Below are 20,851 nucleotides of genomic sequence, written 5' to 3'. Positions count from 1 at the left end.
GAGGCATGCTACACAGGGTGGAAGGGATCGTCATCCGCAGCATGGACTACGGTGAAGGGAACGCAATCATTACGCTTTGCACCGAGAATGCCGGTAAGGTAGGGGTTCTGGTGAGGGGCGCTAAGAAGGCGAGGAGCCGTCATGCTGCGCTCATTCAACCGTTTACCGTCGGACAATTTGTTTTTTTTAGAAATAACGGCGGTTTAGGGACGCTTAATTCAGGTGAGATTACGGAGTCTCATCATCCATTACGTGAAGATTTGGTGAAAGCTGCCTATTCTTGTTATGCTTGCGAGCTGCTGGATCGTGTACTCCATGATGAAGAAACAGGCAGCTTCTGGTTTCGTCAGCTTGCTGCTTGTCTTACCGCATTGGAAGAAGGTAAAGAGCCTGGGGTTATTATAAATGTTTATGAGATGAAGATCTTACAGGCTGCAGGCTACGGCCCGCAGCTGGAACAATGTGTGATATGCGGACAGGAGAGACCTGATGATCAACTATTGATCAGCCCTCGTCTTGGCGGGGTGCTCTGCCGCAGCTGCAAGCATAATGATCCTCCTGCTATGGAGATTTCCCCGCGATCACTGAAGCTGTTAAGGCTGTTCGCCAAGCTTGATTTAACAAGGCTTGGGAATGTGGATGTTAAAGCGGATACCCGTGAGGAATTGAAAAAGGTCATGAGAGCCATCATGGATTTCCAGCTTGGGCTTCGACTCAAGTCGCAAAATTTCTTGGATCAACTGGATAAGTATAATATTTGACGAAACAAGAAAATTCCGTTACTATGGGTACAGTTTCTTTTTGTGAATAAAACAGCCGTTGTAACTCCAACTTATGGAGAAACGTGCAGTGATCGGGAAAGTAGTGAACCTAAGATCCAATTCAGCGAGCCGGGGGCAGTGGAAGCCTGGCAGGATAATGTTCATGAACAGGGCACCCGGGAGTGCGTAAAGGGCAGTGAAAAGTGGATTTCGTGATGAGAGTACCGGCTGATTGAAGGCTGGTTCCGTAGCGGAATCAAGTAGGGTGGAACCGCGGGAGATAATTAGGCTCTCGTCCCTATGTCTGTATATCAGGCATGGGGGCGGGAGCTTTTTGTTCTGTGGCGAGGACTGTTTTTGACAGAAATTGTTCACAGAACGGCCGTAACGCCGTCGTGCAATAAAACTTGTGAAAAGCGAAGGAGCCGGTATTATGAATTTTCAGCAGATGATCTTGACGCTGCAGCAGTTTTGGGCAGAACACAACTGTATTATCGTCCAACCGTATGATACGGAAAAAGGGGCGGGCACTATGAACCCGATGACTTTCTTGCGTTCTCTCGGACCTGAGCCATGGAAAGTGGCTTACGTTGAGCCGTCCCGCCGCCCATCAGACGGACGTTACGGAGAAAACCCTAACCGTCTATACCAGCATCATCAATTTCAAGTGATTATCAAACCATCACCGGATAATATTCAAGAAATCTATCTGGACAGTCTGAAAGCACTTGGTGTTGAACCGCTGCTGCATGACATCCGATTTGTTGAAGACAACTGGGAAAATCCATCCTTGGGTTGTGCAGGTTTAGGTTGGGAAGTATGGCTGGATGGTATGGAAATTACGCAGTTCACTTATTTCCAACAAGTCGGTGGTATTGAAGCCAATCCGGTTGCCGTAGAAATTACATACGGTATGGAACGGTTGGCGTCCTATATTCAGGATAAAGAAAATGTGTTCGATTTGGAATGGGTAGACGGTATTACGTATGGTGACGTTTTCCGTCAACCGGAGTTCGAGCATTCAACCTATACGTTTGAAGTTTCGGATGTCAAAATGCTCTTCACGTTGTTTAACACCTACGAGGAAGAAGCACGCAGAGCCATGGAGAAGAATCTTGTGTTCCCTGCATATGATTATGTACTTAAATGCTCACACACATTCAATCTGCTGGATGCGCGCGGAGCCATCAGTGTAACCGAACGTACCGGATTTATAACAAGAGTACGTAATCTTGCCAGGACTGTAGCGGCGACCTATATGGAGGAACGCGAGAAGCTGGGCTTCCCGCTGCTGAAGAAAGAAGGTGCTGAACATGTCTAAAGACTTGTTGTTTGAAATTGGCCTCGAGGAAATACCAGCTCGCTTTATTCGAGCGGCAATGGAGCAGCTTCAAGATAGAACTTCTAAATGGCTGGAAGCTTCACGTATTGCGCATAGCGGTGTCAGCGCGTATGCAACACCCCGCCGTTTAGCCGTCCTAGTTAAGGATGCAGCGGAGAAGCAGGAAGATATTAGTGAAGAGGTCAAAGGTCCAGCCCGCAAAATTGCTTTGGACGCAGCCGGTGAATGGAGCAAAGCAGCGCTTGGCTTCGCTCGCAGTCAAGGTGTGACTCCTGAACAGTTTACTTTCAAGGAGCTAGGCGGTGTAGAATACATTTACGCTACCAGAAATAGTGTTGGAGTTGAAACAGCTTCACTGCTTACTGAGGGACTTAACGGAATCGTAAGTGCTATGACTTTCCCGAAAAATATGCGCTGGGGAACTCATGATTTCAAATTTGTCCGCCCGATCCGTTGGATGGTGGCGCTCTTCGGCACTGAAGTGGTAGATTTGGAAATCACAGGTGTTAAAGCCGGCAATGTAAGCCGTGGACACCGTTTCTTGGGATCCGTTGCCGTGATCACTGAGCCCTCAGCGTATGTGGAGAGCTTGCGTGCTCAGCATGTGCTAGTTGATGTAAAGGAACGTGAACAGCTGATCCTGGATCAAATCAACAAGCTTGCTCATGAGAAAGACTGGACCATCGCGATTAAAGAAGATCTGCTGGAAGAAGTGCTTTTCCTTGTGGAAACACCAACCGTCCTTTTTGGAACCTTCGACCCTTCTTTCCTGCATATACCACAAGATGTGCTCATTACTTCGATGCGGGAGCATCAACGTTATTTCCCGGTACTGGATTCGACAGGTAAGCTGCTGCCATTTTTCGTAACGGTTCGTAACGGTAATGATGTATCGCTGGATGTGATTGCCAAAGGGAATGAGAAGGTGCTGCGTGCCCGTCTGTCGGATGCTAAATTCTTCTATCAAGAGGATCAAAAGCTTAAGATTGAGGACGCGCTGGCTAAGCTGGAAAATATCGTGTACCACGAAGAAATGGGCAGTATCGGTGATAAAGTTCGCCGGATTGGTCAAATTGCCGATGCTTTGTCCGTGAAGTTGGGTCTCGCAGCATCTACTGCAGCAGAGGTTAGCCGTACGGCTGAGATTTGCAAATTCGACCTGGTTACACAGATGGTTTATGAATTCCCTGAACTTCAAGGAACTATGGGTGAAGATTATGCCCGTAAAGCCGGAGAGTCGGATACTGTCGCTAAAGCCATATTTGAGCACTATCAGCCACGTTTTGCAGGAGAAGCAGTCCCTGCATCAGAAGCTGGATATGTCGTGAGTATTGCTGATAAAATCGACACCATCGTCGGCTGTTTCTCGATTGGTATAATTCCTACAGGATCGCAGGATCCTTATGCACTGCGCCGTCAAGCGGCCGGTATTGTACAAATTGTTTTGGAACATAAGCTGTCGATCAGTCTGCAGGAAATATTTGAAATTGCTGCACAGGTTCATGAAAAATCACGTAATATGAAACATTCTGGTACCGAACTGCGTATAAACCTGTACGAGTTCTTCGGACTTCGTGTAAAACGTTTATTATCCGACAATGTGCGCTACGATGTTGTGGATGCAGTTATTGCAGCAGGCTATGATGATGTTGTGGCCGTAGTCTCCAGAAGCCGTGCGCTTAATGATGCTGTGCAGACCCAAGAGGACTTCAAAATCACCGTAGATTCTTTCAACCGGGTCGGTAATTTAGCAGCTAAGGCACAAGGCGGTTCTGTAGATCCTACCCTACTGTCGGATGATGCTGAAGTTAAACTTTTCGAGACTTGGCAATCCCTTCACGCCCCATACTATGAAGCGTTGTCTGCTAGAAATGCGGATGAGGCGCTTCGTATCCTTTCAGGATTAAAAGATGCGGTTACCGGATTTTTTGATTCAGTAATGGTTATGGCGGAGGACGAGAAGGTTCGTTCCAATCGTCTGGCTCTTCTGGCCGGTATTGATGCGGATACGAAAGTCTTTGCGGATTTTAGCAAGCTGGTCTGGTAATTATGCAGGGATTTACAGGGATTTTTATGAATAATGAACCTCTCATGGTATAGAATGATGGATTAGGGTATAAATATACGGAACGGTGCCAATGCGTCTCTTTGTCATCCGTTCCGTATTTATGCTTTTCAAAGAAGGATTTCATACCATCAGCGCGTATATATATTACACGGGAAATTGGTGATGTTCATGGAAGGAACTCCGGGAAGAACTATAGTGGTCGATGGGGATGCCTGTCCGGTTAAAAAGGAGATCGCTGCCGCCGCCCGTATGTTTAACATTCCGGTGCTTATGGTTTCTTCTTATAATCATGTGTTAAAGGCTGAGGAAGGCGTTACTGTAGTGCAGGTGGACAGCAGCGATCAAAGCGCTGATCTGTATATCGCGAATCATATTTTTCCCGGCGATATTGTATTGACTCAGGATTATGGATTGGCGGCGCTGGCACTGGGCAAACGGTGTAATGTTCTCTCTTTTCGGGGGCAATCGTATCAGGATACTACTATGGATTTCATGCTGGAAGGCAGGCATGCCAGGGCAGTTGAACGAAGACGCGGTCACTATTCTAAAGGCCCAAAAGCGATAACTGCGGAGGAAAAGATTTTTTTTCAACATAAACTGACAAAACTTTTAACGGTTTTGCAGGAGAATGTCCAGCGATAGCGAATTATATTTATTTGTTAAGAGATGAAGGTGGTTAGGGTGGCTAGCGGACACGGTAATATTCCGGAAGAGGTCATCGAAAGCGTGCTGGCGCGGCATGATATTGCCGAAACCGTAGGCAGGGTTGTCCATTTAACCAAGCGGGGGAAATATTTATGGGGCCTCTGCCCGTTCCATTCGGAAAAAACCCCTTCCTTCACAGTTACTCCAGACCGGGGAGTGTTTCACTGTTTTAGCTGCGGTATGGGTGGAAATGCCATCAAGTTCAGGATGGAAATCGAAGGACTATCCTTCCCCGAAGCAGTTAAAATAATGGCAGAGGAAAGTGACATTCCGATCCCCGAGGGGAAAGGAGGCGTGCTGTCTGCATCCGATCCGGAACGAGACCGATTAATTCAAGCTTATGAATGGTCTGCAAAGTTCTATCATTATCTGCTGAAAAACACGGAACACGGCACAGCCGCAATGGAATATTTAAGATCCCGGAATTTCAGCGATAAAATGATCGACCAATTTCAGATCGGGTACGCTCCGGACCGCTGGGATACACTGCTTCAATTTTTGGAGAAAAGAAATTTTGATCTCGCTGAAATGGAGAGAGGCGGCCTGTTGTCTGCCAGAGGTGAAGGGAAAGGTTATATTGACCGATTCCGTGGCAGGGTCATCTTCCCGATCAGTAATCGTACAGGCAAGGTAATTGCTTTTGCCGGAAGGGTTCTTGGGGAGGGTCAACCCAAATATTTAAATTCTCCAGAGAGCAAACTATTTAACAAAAGCCGGATACTGTATAACTTGCATCAATCCAAAGCATCCATTCGCAAAACGCGGCAAATCGTACTATTCGAAGGATATGGGGATGTCATTTCGGCTTGGGATGCAGGTGTGCATAACGGTGTAGCCACAATGGGGACTTCGCTTACGGAGAACCATATGGCGATTATGAAGAGCATGGCTGATGAGATTGTTCTCTCCTATGACGGTGATCGGGCGGGACAAGCTGCAGCTATGAAGGCTATTCCACTGCTTGAAGGAAACGGCCTGCGGGTCAAGATCGCTTTATTACCAAGCGGGATGGACCCCGATGAATTCGTATCCCGTTACGGCGGGGACAGATTCAGGGAACAGGTAATCGAATCTGCTGTTTCCACCGTGAAATTTAAGCTTATATATCTGAAAAAAAACCATATACTCCTAGAGGAAGATGGCAAAATCGCTTATGCAAAAGAAGCGATTGAGATCATTGCCATGCTACATTCTTCAACGGAGAGAGAGGTTTATCTAAGGGAAATTGCCTCCGAGCTCGACTTATCCTATGACAGTTTGAAGCAGGATTGTAACTTACTCAGAGCCTCGATGCAAAAAAACCTTCCCGAAGGGGATATTAACGACAAAAGGTGGAATAATGGTAGGCATAAAAAAGGGCAGGTTCAGACTCCAACTTTGCTGCCTGCTTATCATGTTGCGGAACGGCGTTTACTGTCTTTTATGCTGCAGGATCCAGAGGCTGCCAGCTATGTAAGTGAACGTCTGGGAGAAGATTTCAACATCGATGATCATGCGGCAATTGCTGCTTATCTATACGCCTTTTACGCGCAAGGCAAACCACCGGATATTAGCCGGTTTCTATCATCACTTCAAGATGACCGTCTGGAGAAAACAGCAACCTCAATATCTATGATGGATACACCTCCGGATTGGAATGTACAGGTTCTGGACGATTGTATCCGAGAAGTGCGGAGATTTCCTCTGCAACGCAGGATGGAGCTTAAGCGGGAAGAGATGATCGGGGCGGAAAAAAACGGAGATTTTTTGCGTGCGGCACAAATAGCAAGTGAGATTATAGCCCTAGAGAGACAATGAAATGCCCACAGGATGTACCTAGGGAGGAGGGAGTCGAATTATGGCGAACGATCAGCATACTGAACTGGAAGCCGAATCTACATTGGACCAGGTCAAAGATCAACTTATTGAGCAAGGTAAGAAAAGATCATCATTGAATTACAAAGATATTATGGAGAAATTGTCGCCGTTTGATCAAGACCCTGAACAAATGGAGGAATTCTACGAGCAGCTGAGTGACCTCGGCATTGAAGTCGTGAACGAGAACGATGAGGAAGTAACGACTCTTCGGCCAAGCGAGGACAATGAGAACAACGAGAATGAAGAATTCAGCTTTGACGATGATTTGTCATTACCTCCGGGAATCAAAATTAACGACCCCGTCCGTATGTATCTGAAGGAAATCGGCCGTGTACCGCTATTATCGGCTGATGATGAAGTTGAGCTTGCTATGCGTATCAAGAATGGTGACGAGGAAGCAAAACGTCGTCTTGCAGAAGCAAACCTACGTCTCGTGGTAAGTATCGCCAAGCGTTATGTTGGGCGTGGCATGTTGTTCCTGGATCTTATTCAGGAAGGTAACATGGGTCTAATTAAGGCCGTGGAGAAATTTGACCACAACAAGGGCTTTAAATTCAGTACCTATGCAACCTGGTGGATTCGTCAAGCGATTACCCGTGCCATTGCTGACCAAGCGCGGACCATTCGGATCCCAGTTCACATGGTTGAGACCATTAACAAGCTGATTCGTGTCTCCCGTCAACTTCTGCAGGAGCTCGGACGTGAACCTTCACCAGAAGAGATTGCGGCTGAGATGGAATTGACAGTAGAGAAAGTCAGAGAGATCATGAAAATTGCCCAAGAGCCAGTTTCGTTGGAAACACCAATTGGTGAAGAGGATGATTCTCATCTGGGCGACTTCATTGAAGATCAGGAAGCATTGGCTCCGGCGGATGCCGCTGCTTATGAATTGCTGAAGGAACAGCTGGAGGACGTGCTGGACACGCTCACTGAGCGGGAAGAGAATGTGCTTCGCCTACGTTTTGGACTTGATGATGGACGAACAAGAACTCTCGAAGAAGTCGGCAAAGTGTTCGGCGTAACCCGGGAACGTATTCGCCAGATTGAAGCCAAAGCACTGCGGAAGCTCCGTCACCCAAGCCGAAGTAAACGACTTAAGGATTTCCTCGAATAGTTTTTATCTAATGGACCTTCTGCTGCACAGTGGCAGGAGGTCCTTTTAGTTTTAAATTATTATAGTAAACGTGTCTGGAAAGAGGGATGAGCCGTTGAATTTGGAGAAACGTGACATCATTTTAAGAGAAATTCAGTACTGGAGGAAGAACAGGTTGCTATCTGAGCAATACTGCGATTTCTTAACTAATCTGTACGATGATGAAGATACCGTTAAGAACGGTAATCCGATTTCGCTACATAATCTTCAAAAGGGAAGTATTAAAATTTGGCTGTTTGGTTTTGGGATTATTTCCTTCATTTTCTTAATTAGTCTTTATTTTAGCGTTTTTCCATGGGGTTTGCAACTGGCTACAGCCTTGTCTTTGCTGCTCGTCTGTTATGGATACTCAGGAGTTTTAAGAGATCGTCAAAGGGTAATAAGCCTTATGCTGGCCGGAATTGGCAGCGTACTGACTATTGGTTTCGGAATGTGGATGATAGCTCTTCATGATCTCGATCCAGAGGTTTGGCGGCCCATATTGATTGGTGCGTGTGGGATTTTATGGTGTGTTCTGGGGTTTATTCTTCGTATTGGCCTCCTGCAATATTGCGGATTTGTGTTCTGGGCACTGCTGTATGCGGGATTTTTCGGTGGGATCCGTCCAGAGGCATCCGTATTGGAGCTTGAATTGTTATGGCTTCCGCTTTGTGTACTAATGATATGGCTTAGCTGGCTTCTGCATCACCGGATTAAAGGTGTTTCGGGGGTTTATTTCGCAGTTGGAGCAACTATGTGGTTAATGCCTGAGCTTGACAGTCTTCTGCTTAGACACGGCTATCCTCAATGGGTTTCGTATATACTATTATTAAAAATTGCCATTGGTTTGGTGTTGTTATTCATATTTAGAAAAAAATGGATTGCGTGGGTGGCTTCATGAACAATATTAAATTATCGAATAGACTCCGTCTTGTATTAGACAAAATCCCAACGGGAAGCAAATTTGCAGATATAGGCTCTGATCATGCTTTATTGCCTATAGCAGCAATCGAAACTGGGAAAGCCGTGTTTGCCATTGCCGGTGAGGTCAACCCTGGACCTTTTGACGCGGCCTGTAAGGCAGTTGCGGCAGCCGGACAAGGAAAGGTAATATCCGTAAGACGCGGGGACGGTCTGGAAGTACTGGAGCCCGGTGAGGTGGATTGTATAACCATCGCAGGAATGGGCGGATCTTTAATTGCCTCTATTTTGAATCGCGGGCAGGTTAAAGGAAAGCTTCAGGGTGTCTCAGTTTTAGCCTTGCAGCCCAATGTCGGTGAGGATATTCTACGGCGGTGGCTGATTGATAATGGTTGGGTACTCATTGCTGAGAACATTTTAGAAGAAGACGGTAAGATTTATGAAGTGCTGACAGCGGTGCCTGAGGTTAAGGGCTCTGAACTGTCAAATGAGAATCTTTACAAAGAATTGCTATTGGATGATGGCAAAGTGAAGTGCGGACGGGACATGCTGGTACAGATGGGTCCTTGGCTGCTTAAGTCTCCCAATGCTGCATTCCACAGTAAATGGAGAGGTGAAATCTCGAAGCTGGAGACTATTTTAGCCTCACTTTTGCGATCAGAGCTGGAATCTGCTGAAGAAAAACGGATCACTATTCAAGCCCGGATTCAGGAAATCACGGAGGTGCTTCAATGCTTGCCAAAGGACAAACCGTAATTCAATATATGGAGCAGCTGGCTCCAAAACATTTGGCATATGATTGGGATAAAATTGGACTGCAGCTTGGCACGTTGCAAAAGGAAATTTCGAATGTGCTGGTTGCTCTTGATGTCAATGATGAGGTGGTCGAAGAGGCCATTTCGTTGAATTGCAATCTGATCATTGCTCATCACGCTATTATTTTCCGACCGTTGGAGGGTATTCAAACCGATACACCTGCGGGCAAACTTTACGAGAAGCTGATTAAGAATGATATCGCCGTGTATATTAGTCATACTAACCTGGATGTTACTGAGGGCGGTATGAATGACTGGATGGCTGAGGCTTTGGGGATAGAGAACGGTACTCCGATCAAGGATGCTCATACGGAGCAGCTATCTAAGCTGGTTGTATTCGTACCTAAGGATCATCATCAAAAGGTGCTCGATGCTGTAATGAACGCCGGGGCGGGCAGGGTCGGCAATTACAGCCATTGCAGCTTCAATATAGAGGGATACGGTACTTTTATTCCGCAAGAGGGTACTAATCCTTATATAGGGGAGCAAGGTAAAATGGAGCGGGCTGACGAGATTCGCATTGAAACCATCGTTCCGCTGTCTATTCGTAACAAAGTTGTACAGGCTATGCTAAAAGCCCATCCCTATGAAGAGGTAGCGTATGATCTCTATTCAATGGATCTCAAAGGCCGCAGTCTCGGCCTGGGCCGTGTAGGGAAACTGAAAGAGCCGGTAACCCTCGGGGAGTTTGTCGACAGGGTTAAAACTGGACTGAATGTTGATAAGGTTCGAGTGGTTGGAGACTTGAATCGTCCGATTCGCAAAGCCGCTGTAATAGGCGGTTCAGGTGCGAAATATTTTAAGAATGCGATTTTTCGCGGTGCTGATGTGCTTGTTACCGGAGATATAGATTATCATACTGCCCAAGATGCTTTCCTGGCCGGTATTACGCTTATTGATCCCGGGCATAACGCCGAGAAAATTATGAAGGAAAAAGTAAGAGAGTGGATGTTGGTTAAACTTGTCGATGATAAATACGAAACTTCTGTTTATGCTTCACAGGTAAATACGGAACCTTTTCAATTCTTATAAGAAGCGGGGAGACCGACTTCCAACCATTTACACTTGTTTCAACAGTATAATGTCTGTATAATATACAATGTTGATCGGAAAGTTTGACAGACAATCGCCGGTGGTGTGAGAACGCCACGGGAGGAAAGTCCGGGCTCCAAAAGGCAGGGTGCTGGATAACATCCAGTCGGCGCGAGCCGAAGGAAAGTGCCACAGAAATGGACCGCCGATGGCCGCTCTTTAGGGAGCGGCACAGGCAAGGATGGAACCGAGGTGTAAGAGACCCCGAGGAACGCTGGTGACTTCGTTCCTGGTAAACCCCATCTGGAGCAAGACCTAATGAGACGCCGCTGATCCTTCACAGGAAGAGGCAGCCTTCGCCTGAGGCGCGTCTAGGTTGGTCGCTGGAGCTGTGCAGTAATGTACGGCCTAGATAGATGATTGTCGCTTATGGTGGGAGGGTAGTTCCCGTTTGAACCACGACGAGCACAGAACCCGGCTTACGACAAACTTTCCTAACTGCAACATTACATCCTTACATTTTATAATTTAACGACGACGTCACTGGTTATACCAGTGACGTCGTCTTTTTGTTGTTGTTGAACTCCACTAAGGCACTCTCCAGACGTTCTATTGCAAGAGGGATTACATCTGGAGCTGTATGAGTGAAATTCAGGCGCATCGTATTCTTATGTGGCTGGGAGGAATAGAATACTTCTCCTGGAACAAAGGCAACTCCTTTGGGAATAGCCAATTTAAGCAGTTCGGTAGAGTTAACATGCTCAGCGAGCGTTAACCACAGAAACATTCCGCCCTTAGGTTCACGAAAGAAAGAGCCTTCCCACTTACGGGAAGTGATCTCAGAAGACAATGTATTCATTCTCGAATGATATTCGCGGGAGATTATAGAGATGTGCTGCTCTAAATCAAAATGTAGGAGCAGCTGATCCAATGCTCGTTGATCAATGGTGCTGGAGTGTAGATCAGCGGCTTGTTTGGCTTTAGCCAAAGTCTTGATCAGCTGGCTACCACCAACGATCCAACCGGTTCGAAGGGCCGGAGCAACAATTTTTGAAAAAGTACCTGTATAAGCTACACAATAATCTCCAGAGTAGCTCCGGTCGATGGCTGCAAGCGTGGATGGGCAAGAGTCTTTATCGGACTGAAAAGAGATTTCGCCGTAAGGATTGTCTTCGAGAATAAGGACACCGTAACGTCGGCAAAGTTCCACTACTTTTATTCTCCGCTCTTGACTCCATGTTGCCCCAGTAGGATTGCTGAAGGTAGGCACAACGTACAACAGCTTAGGGCGGTATCGGCGCAATTTGTCCTCCAGATCATCGGGAAGTATCCCGTCTACGTCGCTTTCGAGTGATTGAATATCCGCACGGTAAGAGCCTAGTACTTGAAGTGCAGCAAGGTACGTTGGAGCTTCTACGAGTACGGTATCACCCGGGTCGAGTATTATTTTACATAGAAGATCTATAGCTTGCTGGGATCCTGTAGTTAACACTATCTCTGATGATGATGTGGGGATGCCTTGTGAAGTGAGTCTTGCAGCAATTTTATCTCGCAATGGGGCGTAGCCTTCGGTTAATCCATACTGAAGTACGGAGGAATTAGAGGAAAGCACTTGGGAGTAAGCCTCCTGAATGGCTTTCAGTGGGAAGTGGTCCTCACTGGGAAGACCGCCTGCAAGTGAAATAATATCTTTGCCTTGAGTCAGCTTCAGAATATCCCGTACCGCCGAAGAGCCTAAATGCTTAGCCGCCATTGAATAATTGATGTTCATAAAATTGCATTCCACCTTTCGATTGATGGTATCATAGCGGCAGAGCAGTATAACAGTAAAGTGCCCGATATAACAGTTAGGGGGAGAATCTATGTACATTGAACTGAATCGAGATGGAAGAAAGTCACTTCCAACGCAGATCAGCGAAGCTTTAGGATCTCGTATATCTTCAGGTTTGCTGGAACGCGGAGCTCGTTTGCCTTCTGTGCGTAAGCTGGCTGTTGCGCTAAAGGTGAGTCAAGTCACGGTTAGCAAGGCCTATGCTGAGCTGGAAAGACAGGCACTCATTCACTGCGAGCACGGATTAGGCTGCTTTGTATCGGATGCAGATCAGAAAAAGGGGCATGAAGAGGCCTATTGGCCTCAGCAATATGATGATTATTTACCAAGGGCGCAGCTTTGGCGGAATTTTGATTATTCAGAGGTGAAATATCCCTTTCATCTGGCAGCTATCCATGCAGAAATGCTGCCATTGAAGCCCATCGGGGCTCAAATGGCTTCTTTAGTGTTGGAACAGCCGGAGTTGATGGCAACTTACGGGAATTTTCAAGGAGATCATGAATTGCGGGAAACCATGAAGGCTCATTTGCAGGAGCGTGGAATCATACTGCCGAGCGCTAATCTAATGATAACAAGCGGGTCACAGCAAGGGATAGATCTGGTAGCCCGCACCTTTGTAGGTCCTGGTGATACGGTTTATATGGAGGCTCCAAGCTATACAGGTGCTATTGATGTCTTTGCCGGACGGGGAGCGGAGATGATATTTGTACCTATGGACAGTGAAGGGATGAGGGTCGATATCCTAACGAAGCTATGTGATCAAAGACCCCCGAAGCTCATTTATACTTGCCCTACTTTTCAGAATCCAAGCGGTGTTACCATGAGCACAGCAAGAAGACAGCGGCTGCTGGAGTTGGCTCGCAGCTACCGCTGTCTAATTGTGGAGGATGACCCGTTCAGTGATCTCTATTTCCATATGCCTCCGCCGCCCCCCATTAAGTCCATGGATGTTGAGGGACATGTTGTATATATGAAAAGCTTCAGTAAAGTACTGGCTCCCGGCTGTAGAATTGCCTGCGTCGCTGCCGAGGGCAATATCCTTTCCCGCCTGATTGCTGCCAAATCTGCCAGTGACCTTGGTAGCCCCTTGCTTACACAACGTGCAGTGCTGCCTTTCATCGCCAAGAAATATAACGCTTATGCGGAGAATCTGCGTGTTGCCTTGCATAACCGCATGGAGAAGGCTTCTAAGTTGCTCAAACAGTATGCACCGTCCAATGTCAGCTGGGTTCTTCCGGCGGGGGGACTGAGCCTTTGGCTAGAGCTGCCGGCGACTACAGATATAACGGAATTGCACGCTTTGGCTAAAAGGAAGAGCATATCCTTCTTACCAGGCGATGTTTGTTACTCTGGGGAGACTAAGTCCAGGCATATCCGGCTATGTTACGCTCAATTGTCAGAGGCGGATATGGAGCAGGGTTTGATTTTGTTCTTTACCTTGCTTTCCGATTATCTTAAAAAAGGTTAATTAAGGATTGTGTTTAATCCGCTGTATTAAATGGTCCAACTGCTGTCGGACCCTCTGGGGCCACATCTGCAAAGGGACATCCTCGCCGCCGGCGGCTTGAAGGGTTTTGAAAATATCCACTTGTCCCCAGCCGTAATACTTGTCCTGGCCTGGAGTCCCAAGGTCAATAGCCTGATCCGTCATCAGCTTCATAACCTCCGTATTCGATAAGTCAGGGTTCAGAGATCGGACTAGACCGGCCAATGCGGCGACATGGGGACTCGCCATAGAAGTTCCGGATAACGCCGCATATTGGCTATCGGGGTACGTACTGGCGATGCTTTCCCCGGGTGCTGTCACGTCAATATAATCTCCGAAGTTGGAGAACGATGCTTTTTTCGCAGAGGCATTGGTGGCAGCTACTGCCAGTACCTCAGGATATGCTGCCGGGTACCCGGGACGCTCCGTATTATCATTTCCGGCAGCGGAGACAATTACGATATCCCGGTCATATGCATATCTAATGGCATCATGTAGAAATTGGGAATCGGCATAATTTCCCAAACTTAGGTTAATCACTTTAGCACCGTTATCAGCCGCCCAGATGATGCCTTCCGCTACGGAATATGTGGTTCCCGCACCCGTGCTGTCGAGTGCTTTAACCGGAAGTATTTTGTTATACCAACTAATCCCCGCCACACCTTCGGAATTATTTATTAAGGCTCCTATTATGCCTGCTACATGAGTTCCATGCCCAACATCGTCGTCAGGTGATGACTCATTTGTGATTGCATTATAGCCGGCAAGCAGCTTTCCCTCCAGATCAGGATGGTTGGCTTGAACTCCAGTATCTACCACTGCCACAATTACATCATTGCTTCCCTTCGATAACTGCCATCCCAATTCTGTCTCAATCGCCGGAAGATTCCACTGATACGTGGAAAACAGTAAATCATTGGGCGGGAGATTCCCACCTGTATTTTCGTTTACCTTATCATTGGTTAAATACATATAGTGAGGCTCTGAATACAGGGGGTGCCAATTATTGGTGAAGTAAGGCTTAAGCTGGGTATAATTCATGTCAGATGAACGAAAAATATAGGCATATCCTAGTTTCCGCGGCATTTTGCAATGAATATCCCTTGAAATGTCCTTTAACTGTGCTTCTGTCAGATGTCCATTGGGGAATCGGACAACGATTTCATTCTCATAATAATGACTTGCATTCTCGTTATCGTGACCCGTCTTGACGGTCATATCACGTAGCGTATCCGCATGAACGGATTCGACATGATATTTACCTTCCTTCGGGTAAGGGATCAAGCGTAGATTTTTCAGTTGGTGGTCGGTTACCCGCCCTAATACTTTCTGATTTATCAACGCAATCACAGCGGTTGTCCCCTTCTGGTCACGTTGAGCTATGAAATAATATTTCTCAGATCCGATAATAAACGTAGGTGATTCATACGATTGATGACCCTTCACAGCAGCTTTAGCACTCTTCAAATGTTTTTGAAGCTGCTTCTGTTCCAGCTCACTTCCTTTGGGCAGAGAGGATTTGAAGGTCATAGTCTTGTTGGTGCGGAAATCAATCCACATCAGCATGGATATATACCCGTGCTCCTGTTGCAGCTTTCTGGCATACACTGCTACATCTGATGTTGATGAATCATGACTTTTGGAGATAAGGGTTCGTAAATGTCTGCTTACATCGACTTTGTTTAATCGATCCGTCATTTCTACATCCTGAGTCAAAGCATTTTTTTTCATAGTTTTTTCTACCTGAGGTTGAGGCTGGCCCGGGGCTTCCGCAATCTCATGAGTAGCAGGCCTCCAGGCGAAAATCAAAATAGCAGCGGTAAATGCCGCAGTAACTAAGCCGGCAAGCATTATATTTTTTCGAGACATATTTTCCGCTCCTTCATGACACTGTCTTATCTGTAGGTTTAGAAGGGAACGCTAATTTTATGCATTATAGAAAAGGATACCGTCGTCCAGTTATTTATGATAATATCAGAACATAAAAAACAACCACAACACTAAAGCAAGGAACAAATAAGGGGGAGCAACCGCCATGTCAGCATCCAATGTGCAAAAATTGTGTGAAACGACCAGAGAAAAATTGAAATACGCTATTGAGAAAATGGAATTCTTCCTAAATCAAAATGCGTTGCCGCAGTTAGGAACAGATCAGGATGAGGAAATGCTTCATTTCTACCAAGGTTTCCTGTCTGACCTTCGCCATTTGCTCGTTTTCTCCGAGATGTCTTACGAGAAATTGGGAGTTGCTCTGCGCCGCGCTACATTCGATGAATCCTTTGCGCAAAAAGCGCTTTATAACGTTTACCATTATGGTGTTAATAATTTCTTCTACCCGAAGAATGAGAGCTATTCTGAAGATGGACGTTATGCTTATACAGGACAAGATGCCATTCGTTTCCGCAAGAAGCCGGTTCGCCAGGCACGCGATATTATCATGGAAATCACAAAAGTGTACGAGGAACTTCGTGATGATCTCACTTATTACGAAAGTGATTATTTGACCGAGCGCCGTATGCAGAATCAGGTGTAATCTAACCCATAAATATATAATCTAAAAAAGGATTGGTCCCTTCGTAATAAATGAAGGGAACCAGTCCTTGTTTTGTTACTAATCGGTGTCATGAACTGGAATTTTCTCATCGGATAAAGCCGAATTACGGTGGGTATAATGAACTCGAGGTGATATTCTATGTCGAATACTGCAAAAACACATGTTAACTGCAGTGTAAGCAATTGTAACTATTGGGGAGCAAGCAATATTTGCAAAGCGAATGAAATCATTATCGAGATCGACAAGCATGTAGGAAGCAGCTACAAGGAAGAATTCGCAGAAGAGATGACTCTAGGGAATAAGCACCATGATACGGCGGTAAGTTCTTCAGCTACCTGTTGTTTGACCTTTAAGCCAAAGTCTTAGGAGGCAGCCAATGGATACAGAGAATACTCAAGGTACAAATGAACCTTCGGAGCCGAAGAGGATCATTTTAAAGCCTCGAAGAGTCGATTATCCGCGTAGAGATCCTAAGCTTGAAGAAGAGTATGCGGAGGAAATCAGCCCGCTTCCAAATCGGGTACCGAATATTGCCCGAGAAATCAGTGATCAAGCGGAAACCATGGTTGGCGGAAAAACAATGGGATATGTTGGGCTAGCCTTCGGGATTGCTTCCTTGTTCATGTGGTCAGTTATCTTAGGTCCGATTGCTGCAGTAATTGGATATTTCGCCTATGGACGCGGACAAAAAACAACCGGGGCTTGGGCGATGGGTCTTGGAATCGTTGCTGCACTCAGTTATTTTGTAATGATTCCCTTCGCGCGTTAACATCGAAACAGGCTTCAAGACCTAAATATGAGGGTCTGAAGTCTGTTTTTTTGTGGGATGTTATAGTAATCATAGGAAATAAAATGTAATATAAAGACACATTGAAATATAAAAAAAGTCCTCTATATATAATTCTACAAGGGAAGAAGGAATTAGCCAGCATGGAAATGAATTCGGCTGTGGCCGGCGGGCTTGGTTCGTTAAAGTGGACCAACCTTAAAGGAGTTACGGGTAAGGGTGGAACCGTAAATTCCAAGGAAAGTTCAGGTGCAAATACTTCGCGATTTGCGAATATGCTGCAGGAAATATCAGAACACTCCGCGGAAGATCAAGGACCCAATTCGGTTGGATTACCCCCAGGAGTCACTTATAAGGGTGGCCTGTTGTGGCAGCAGCTTCCTGCCCAAGGTGAGAGGATAAGCGGCAACATTTCCGGGGAAATATCAGAAAGCACTGAAATTTGGACAGGACCTTCTGGAACAGGTGAGACTAAGCCTACAGATTATGAAGACCTCATTCAAGCGGCGAGCAGCAAGTACGGTATACCCGTTGACTTGATTAAGGCTGTAATTGATACAGAGTCATCCTTTAATCCTAATGTGGTATCTTCCGCAGGAGCCAAAGGACTGATGCAGCTAATGGATGGAACCGCCAATGGGTTGGGAGTATCTGACCCGTTTGATCCTGCCCAAAGCATTGACGGCGGTGTACGGTATTTATCCTATCAGCTCAAACGCTTTGACGGGCAGGAGAAAATGGCGCTGGCGGCATATAATGCGGGCCCGGGACGTGTATCCAAACTCGGTGTAAGCAATGACGAAGAGCTGATGGCGCAGTTGAGCAGGCTTCCTAAAGAAACGCAATCCTATATCTCTAAAATTGAACGCGCTCGTGATAAATACGCTGTATAATATAAAGGATCAAACGGGATAAATACTCTAGGGCCTTATTTAATGGCTTAAGAGAACCTGTTTGGTCCTTTTTGAAAATATAAGAAAGTATAAGAAACGGATACCTAAAAGCGATACGGAGTATCGCTGCTTCGGAAGCATAGGCTCCCATTGGGTCGGCAAAACCGTTTTTTCTTGGGTCTTAGACCAAGTACTGCTGTAAGCAAAGGAGATATTCAAATATGCTTTATTGGGATTATGCCGCTGCTGCACCGCCTTATGATGAGGTCATGGAGACGATGGAACAAATTATGAAGCTGCATTATGCCAATCCATCCTCCCTTCATCGTGCGGGAACAGAGGCTGGCAAATTAATTAGCCGAGCCCGTGAGGTATGCGCTGGGGTTCTTTCTGTGCGGCCTGACGAGATCTTTTTCACCTCCGGAGCAACGGAGAGCAATAACCTAGCTATCAAAGGTGCTGCCCTGCAATATGCCGGGCGTGGTCGCCATATTATAACTACGAATCTTGAACATCCCTCGGTGTATGAAAGCTGTCTGCAACTTCAAAAAATGGGCTGGGAGATCACCTTTATTCAACCAGATCATACTGGAACTATAGATCCGTTACTACTTGCTGCGGCCATTCGCCGAGATACAGTTCTGGTTAGCGTTATGCATGTTAATAACGAAGTCGGTACCGTTCAACCGCTGCAAGCAATAGGTCGTATCATCAAAGAAATCAATCCCCGGACTCTATTTCACATAGACGGTGTACAGGGTTTTGGAACCTTCGAGACCTCACTTCGGGAGTGGGGCGCTGATTTGTACAGCTTGTCACCTCATAAAATCCGCGGCCCTCGCGGTGTGGGCATACTATATGTAAGACAAGGTATTACACTGTTTCCGTTATTAAGTGGAGGATCTCATGAGGGCGGAGTTCGGGCGGGTACCGAGAACGTAGCGGCTATTGTGGCTTCTGCTAAAGCACTGCGGATGACAAATGAGCGGAGAAAAGACGTTGTTGCTCGTATATTACCTTTAAGAAATAGATTGCTGCAGTTTATTAATACTGTTCCGGAGTTAACCGTAAACAGCGGCGACTATGGGGCTCCGCATATTGTTCATTTCTCTTATCCGGGAATGAAGGGGGAGGTCATGGCGCGTAAGCTGGAGGAGTTAGGTATGGTTGTCTCGACCCGTTCCGCTTGCTCATCCAAACACTCAGAGCCGAGCCGGGTGTTATTAGCAATGGGTAAAGATGCAGCAACGGCCGAAGGTGGCATAAGGATTAGCTTCGGAGACGCCCATACTCTAAAGGATGTTGAGGCTCTGGAACAGGCCATATTGAAGGCAGTCAAAGATTTAAAGCCAGCTGAAGGAGGCAGGAAGTAATGATGAAACCGATGGAATCCGCTGCTTTTGCAGCTGCAGGAAATAGTGCCGATGATGCAGATTTGCTGCTTTTGCGCTTCGGAGAATTTATGTTAAAGGGTAAAAACCGTGCCCGCTTTGAGAAGAGAATACTGCGGCATGTGAAAGAAATGCTTATTCCGTATCCCAAGGTCCAATTGACCAAGGATTTCGGACGGATATATGTAGAACTGAATGGGGAGCCAGCTAAGGAATTGCTTGGAGCGTTAATAAATGTATTTGGGATCGCATCCATAAGCCCGGTTAAGGTAGCGAAGTCAGAGCTAGAAAATATCTTAGAGGTCAGTGCAAGGTTTCTAAAAGTTATTGCACCGGCACCGGGCACAACCTTTAAAGTGAATGCACGCCGGGTGTGGAAAGACTTTCCGCACGGTTCTTTGGAAATGAATAAGCTGGTTTCTACTCCGCTGCTGCAGGGGTACCCCGGACTTATCGTTGATATGAACACTCCGCAGTTGGAGCTCAGGGTAGAGATTCGGCAAGCACAAACTTATATTTTTTGCGAAAATATATCGGCTGTAGGCGGGTTTCCGCTCGGAACCAACGGCAAGGCGATGCTGCTGCTGTCAGGAGGGATTGACAGTCCTGTAGCCGGCTGGTCCTCCATGCGTCGCGGATTGGAAGTAGAGTGCATCCATTTCTACAGTTATCCTTATACAAGCGAGCTTGCCCGTCAAAAGGTCATCGATCTAACGCGGGTTCTGTCCCGGTACGCAGGGGTTATCAAGCTGCATTTGGTGCCTTTTACCGAGGTACAGACATCTTTTACAGGTATTGGACAAGACAACCTTATCATAACGCTTATGCGCCGGGCGATGCTACGAATTGCGACCTCCTTGGCGGAGAAAGAAGGAGCTCTTGCACTTGTTACGGGAGAGAGTCTAGGACAGGTAGCAAGTCAGACACTACCAAGCATGAATGTGATCGGGCGAGCCACACTTCTGCCTCTCTTGCGCCCATTGGTCATGATGGACAAAAGTGACATCGTTGAGCTGTCCAAAAAGATTGAGACCTATGATTTATCCATTCTGCCATATGAGGATTGCTGTACATTATTTGTACCAAAGTCACCCTCAACAAATCCCAATCTGCGGATAATAGATAAGATTGAAGCAACGCTACCTAATTATTCTTCCCTCTTATCAGCAGCTGTGGCCTTAACAGAAACGCTCGAAATCACACCTTATGGAAATGAACGTCCGGAATCAGAAGCCGGATCGGAAGAGAGAATGAAGGAAGAGTGGTTCTAGCATGG

Annotated in this window: 19 protein-coding genes and 1 other RNA gene; 18 read left to right on the top strand and 2 right to left on the bottom strand. The window is 46.5% G+C overall.

Annotated features, from left to right (window positions below; genetic code table 11):
• The first annotated feature begins 5 nt into the window (after nt 1–5).
• The 11 genes from recO to rnpB all read left to right on the top strand — a co-directional run bounded on the left by recO (nt 6) and on the right by rnpB (nt 11,130).
• Nucleotides 6–761, top strand: coding sequence for a DNA repair protein RecO (recO, locus tag PWYN_RS25915; RefSeq protein WP_036657957.1), 756 nt, complete (start codon nt 6–8; stop codon nt 759–761).
• 42 nt (nt 762–803) lie between these two features.
• Nucleotides 804–977, top strand: a complete 174-nt coding sequence (locus PWYN_RS29455) for a hypothetical protein (RefSeq protein ID WP_157261259.1) — start codon at nt 804–806, stop codon at nt 975–977.
• Nucleotides 978–1,194: 217 nt separating this feature from the next.
• A complete protein-coding gene (gene glyQ, locus PWYN_RS25910) occupies nt 1,195–2,082 on the top strand; it encodes a glycine--tRNA ligase subunit alpha (protein WP_036657955.1) in 888 nt (295 codons plus the stop codon).
• Nucleotides 2,075–4,150 carry a glycine--tRNA ligase subunit beta gene (glyS, locus tag PWYN_RS25905; protein WP_036657953.1) on the top strand — a complete coding sequence of 692 codons (2,076 nt, stop codon included), beginning with the start codon at nt 2,075–2,077 and terminating at the stop codon, nt 4,148–4,150. The genes glyQ and glyS overlap by 8 nt, the downstream gene beginning before the upstream one ends.
• 183 nt (nt 4,151–4,333) lie before the next feature.
• Nucleotides 4,334–4,813, top strand: coding sequence for a YaiI/YqxD family protein (locus PWYN_RS25900; RefSeq protein ID WP_240479836.1), 480 nt, complete (start codon nt 4,334–4,336; stop codon nt 4,811–4,813).
• A 39-nt stretch (nt 4,814–4,852) separates the two neighbouring features.
• The gene (gene dnaG / locus PWYN_RS25895) at nt 4,853–6,673 is read left to right on the top strand and encodes a DNA primase (RefSeq protein WP_036657951.1); all 1,821 of its coding nucleotides are present in this window, start codon (nt 4,853–4,855) and stop codon (nt 6,671–6,673) included.
• A 40-nt stretch (nt 6,674–6,713) separates the two neighbouring features.
• Nucleotides 6,714–7,847: an RNA polymerase sigma factor RpoD gene (rpoD, locus tag PWYN_RS25890; RefSeq protein WP_036657949.1), complete on the top strand. Its 1,134-nt coding sequence runs from the start codon at nt 6,714–6,716 to the stop codon at nt 7,845–7,847.
• 94 nt (nt 7,848–7,941) lie between these two features.
• The gene (locus tag PWYN_RS25885; protein WP_036657946.1) at nt 7,942–8,766 is read left to right on the top strand and encodes a hypothetical protein; all 825 of its coding nucleotides are present in this window, start codon (nt 7,942–7,944) and stop codon (nt 8,764–8,766) included.
• The gene (locus PWYN_RS25880) at nt 8,763–9,542 is read left to right on the top strand and encodes a tRNA (adenine(22)-N(1))-methyltransferase (RefSeq protein WP_205622796.1); all 780 of its coding nucleotides are present in this window, start codon (nt 8,763–8,765) and stop codon (nt 9,540–9,542) included. The genes PWYN_RS25885 and PWYN_RS25880 overlap by 4 nt, the downstream gene beginning before the upstream one ends.
• Nucleotides 9,518–10,633, top strand: coding sequence for a Nif3-like dinuclear metal center hexameric protein (locus PWYN_RS25875; RefSeq protein ID WP_036657944.1), 1,116 nt, complete (start codon nt 9,518–9,520; stop codon nt 10,631–10,633). The genes PWYN_RS25880 and PWYN_RS25875 overlap by 25 nt, the downstream gene beginning before the upstream one ends.
• Nucleotides 10,634–10,711: 78 nt before the next feature.
• Nucleotides 10,712–11,130, top strand: an RNA gene (gene rnpB / locus PWYN_RS28450) — RNase P RNA component class A.
• Nucleotides 11,131–11,180: 50 nt separating this feature from the next.
• Here rnpB and PWYN_RS25870 read toward each other — a convergent pair.
• Entirely contained in the window at nt 11,181–12,404 is a 1,224-nt protein-coding gene (locus tag PWYN_RS25870) for an aminotransferase-like domain-containing protein (RefSeq protein WP_036657942.1), read from the bottom strand.
• Between the two features lie 91 nt (nt 12,405–12,495).
• Here PWYN_RS25870 and pdxR point away from each other — a divergent pair, with 91 nt between their 5' ends.
• Nucleotides 12,496–13,932, top strand: coding sequence for a MocR-like pyridoxine biosynthesis transcription factor PdxR (pdxR, locus tag PWYN_RS25865; RefSeq protein WP_036657940.1), 1,437 nt, complete (start codon nt 12,496–12,498; stop codon nt 13,930–13,932).
• On the opposite strand, the gene PWYN_RS25860 is transcribed toward pdxR, so the two are convergent.
• Nucleotides 13,933–15,819 (bottom strand): S8 family peptidase, encoded by a 1,887-nt coding sequence (locus tag PWYN_RS25860; protein ID WP_036657938.1) that lies wholly within the window; start codon nt 15,817–15,819, stop codon nt 13,933–13,935.
• Nucleotides 15,820–15,985: 166 nt separating this feature from the next.
• On the opposite strand from PWYN_RS25860, the gene PWYN_RS25855 reads away from it, so the two are divergent.
• From PWYN_RS25855 to thiI, 6 genes are all read left to right on the top strand, one after another.
• Nucleotides 15,986–16,483, top strand: a complete 498-nt coding sequence (locus PWYN_RS25855) for a YpuI family protein (RefSeq protein ID WP_036657936.1) — start codon at nt 15,986–15,988, stop codon at nt 16,481–16,483.
• Between the two features lie 159 nt (nt 16,484–16,642).
• Entirely contained in the window at nt 16,643–16,870 is a 228-nt protein-coding gene (locus tag PWYN_RS25850) for a DUF1540 domain-containing protein (RefSeq protein ID WP_036657934.1), read from the top strand.
• 10 nt (nt 16,871–16,880) lie between these two features.
• Nucleotides 16,881–17,273, top strand: a complete 393-nt coding sequence (locus PWYN_RS25845; RefSeq protein ID WP_036657931.1) for a hypothetical protein — start codon at nt 16,881–16,883, stop codon at nt 17,271–17,273.
• Between the two features lie 161 nt (nt 17,274–17,434).
• A complete protein-coding gene (locus PWYN_RS25840) occupies nt 17,435–18,184 on the top strand; it encodes a lytic transglycosylase domain-containing protein (RefSeq protein ID WP_036657930.1) in 750 nt (249 codons plus the stop codon).
• Nucleotides 18,185–18,405: 221 nt separating this feature from the next.
• Nucleotides 18,406–19,557 (top strand): cysteine desulfurase family protein, encoded by a 1,152-nt coding sequence (locus PWYN_RS25835; protein WP_036657927.1) that lies wholly within the window; start codon nt 18,406–18,408, stop codon nt 19,555–19,557.
• Nucleotides 19,557–20,846 (top strand): tRNA uracil 4-sulfurtransferase ThiI, encoded by a 1,290-nt coding sequence (gene thiI / locus PWYN_RS25830; RefSeq protein ID WP_420805805.1) that lies wholly within the window; start codon nt 19,557–19,559, stop codon nt 20,844–20,846. Before PWYN_RS25835 ends, thiI begins: the two co-directional genes overlap by 1 nt.
• Nucleotides 20,847–20,851: the final 5 nt, after the last annotated feature.

The sequence above is a fragment of the Paenibacillus wynnii genome (genome assembly GCF_000757885.1).
In the GTDB taxonomy this organism is placed as follows: Bacteria; Bacillota; Bacilli; order Paenibacillales; family Paenibacillaceae; genus Paenibacillus_AQ; species Paenibacillus_AQ wynnii.
Note: the sequence above shows the minus strand (reverse complement) of the source record. Positions and strands in the feature narration are given on the sequence as shown.

Coding starts and splice junctions, on each gene's coding strand:
- recO (WP_036657957.1), top strand. CDS start 6: ATGCTACACAGGGTGGAAGGGATCGTCATCCGCAGCATGGACTACGGT.
- glyQ (WP_036657955.1), top strand. CDS start 1,195: ATGAATTTTCAGCAGATGATCTTGACGCTGCAGCAGTTTTGGGCAGAA.
- glyS (WP_036657953.1), top strand. CDS start 2,075: ATGTCTAAAGACTTGTTGTTTGAAATTGGCCTCGAGGAAATACCAGCT.
- PWYN_RS25900 (WP_240479836.1), top strand. CDS start 4,334: ATGTTCATGGAAGGAACTCCGGGAAGAACTATAGTGGTCGATGGGGAT.
- rpoD (WP_036657949.1), top strand. CDS start 6,714: ATGGCGAACGATCAGCATACTGAACTGGAAGCCGAATCTACATTGGAC.
- PWYN_RS25880 (WP_205622796.1), top strand. CDS start 8,763: ATGAACAATATTAAATTATCGAATAGACTCCGTCTTGTATTAGACAAA.
- PWYN_RS25875 (WP_036657944.1), top strand. CDS start 9,518: ATGCTTGCCAAAGGACAAACCGTAATTCAATATATGGAGCAGCTGGCT.
- PWYN_RS25870 (WP_036657942.1), bottom strand. CDS start 12,404: ATGAACATCAATTATTCAATGGCGGCTAAGCATTTAGGCTCTTCGGCG.
- pdxR (WP_036657940.1), top strand. CDS start 12,496: ATGTACATTGAACTGAATCGAGATGGAAGAAAGTCACTTCCAACGCAG.
- PWYN_RS25860 (WP_036657938.1), bottom strand. CDS start 15,819: ATGTCTCGAAAAAATATAATGCTTGCCGGCTTAGTTACTGCGGCATTT.
- PWYN_RS25855 (WP_036657936.1), top strand. CDS start 15,986: ATGTCAGCATCCAATGTGCAAAAATTGTGTGAAACGACCAGAGAAAAA.
- PWYN_RS25850 (WP_036657934.1), top strand. CDS start 16,643: ATGTCGAATACTGCAAAAACACATGTTAACTGCAGTGTAAGCAATTGT.
- PWYN_RS25845 (WP_036657931.1), top strand. CDS start 16,881: ATGGATACAGAGAATACTCAAGGTACAAATGAACCTTCGGAGCCGAAG.
- PWYN_RS25840 (WP_036657930.1), top strand. CDS start 17,435: ATGGAAATGAATTCGGCTGTGGCCGGCGGGCTTGGTTCGTTAAAGTGG.
- PWYN_RS25835 (WP_036657927.1), top strand. CDS start 18,406: ATGCTTTATTGGGATTATGCCGCTGCTGCACCGCCTTATGATGAGGTC.
- thiI (WP_420805805.1), top strand. CDS start 19,557: ATGATGAAACCGATGGAATCCGCTGCTTTTGCAGCTGCAGGAAATAGT.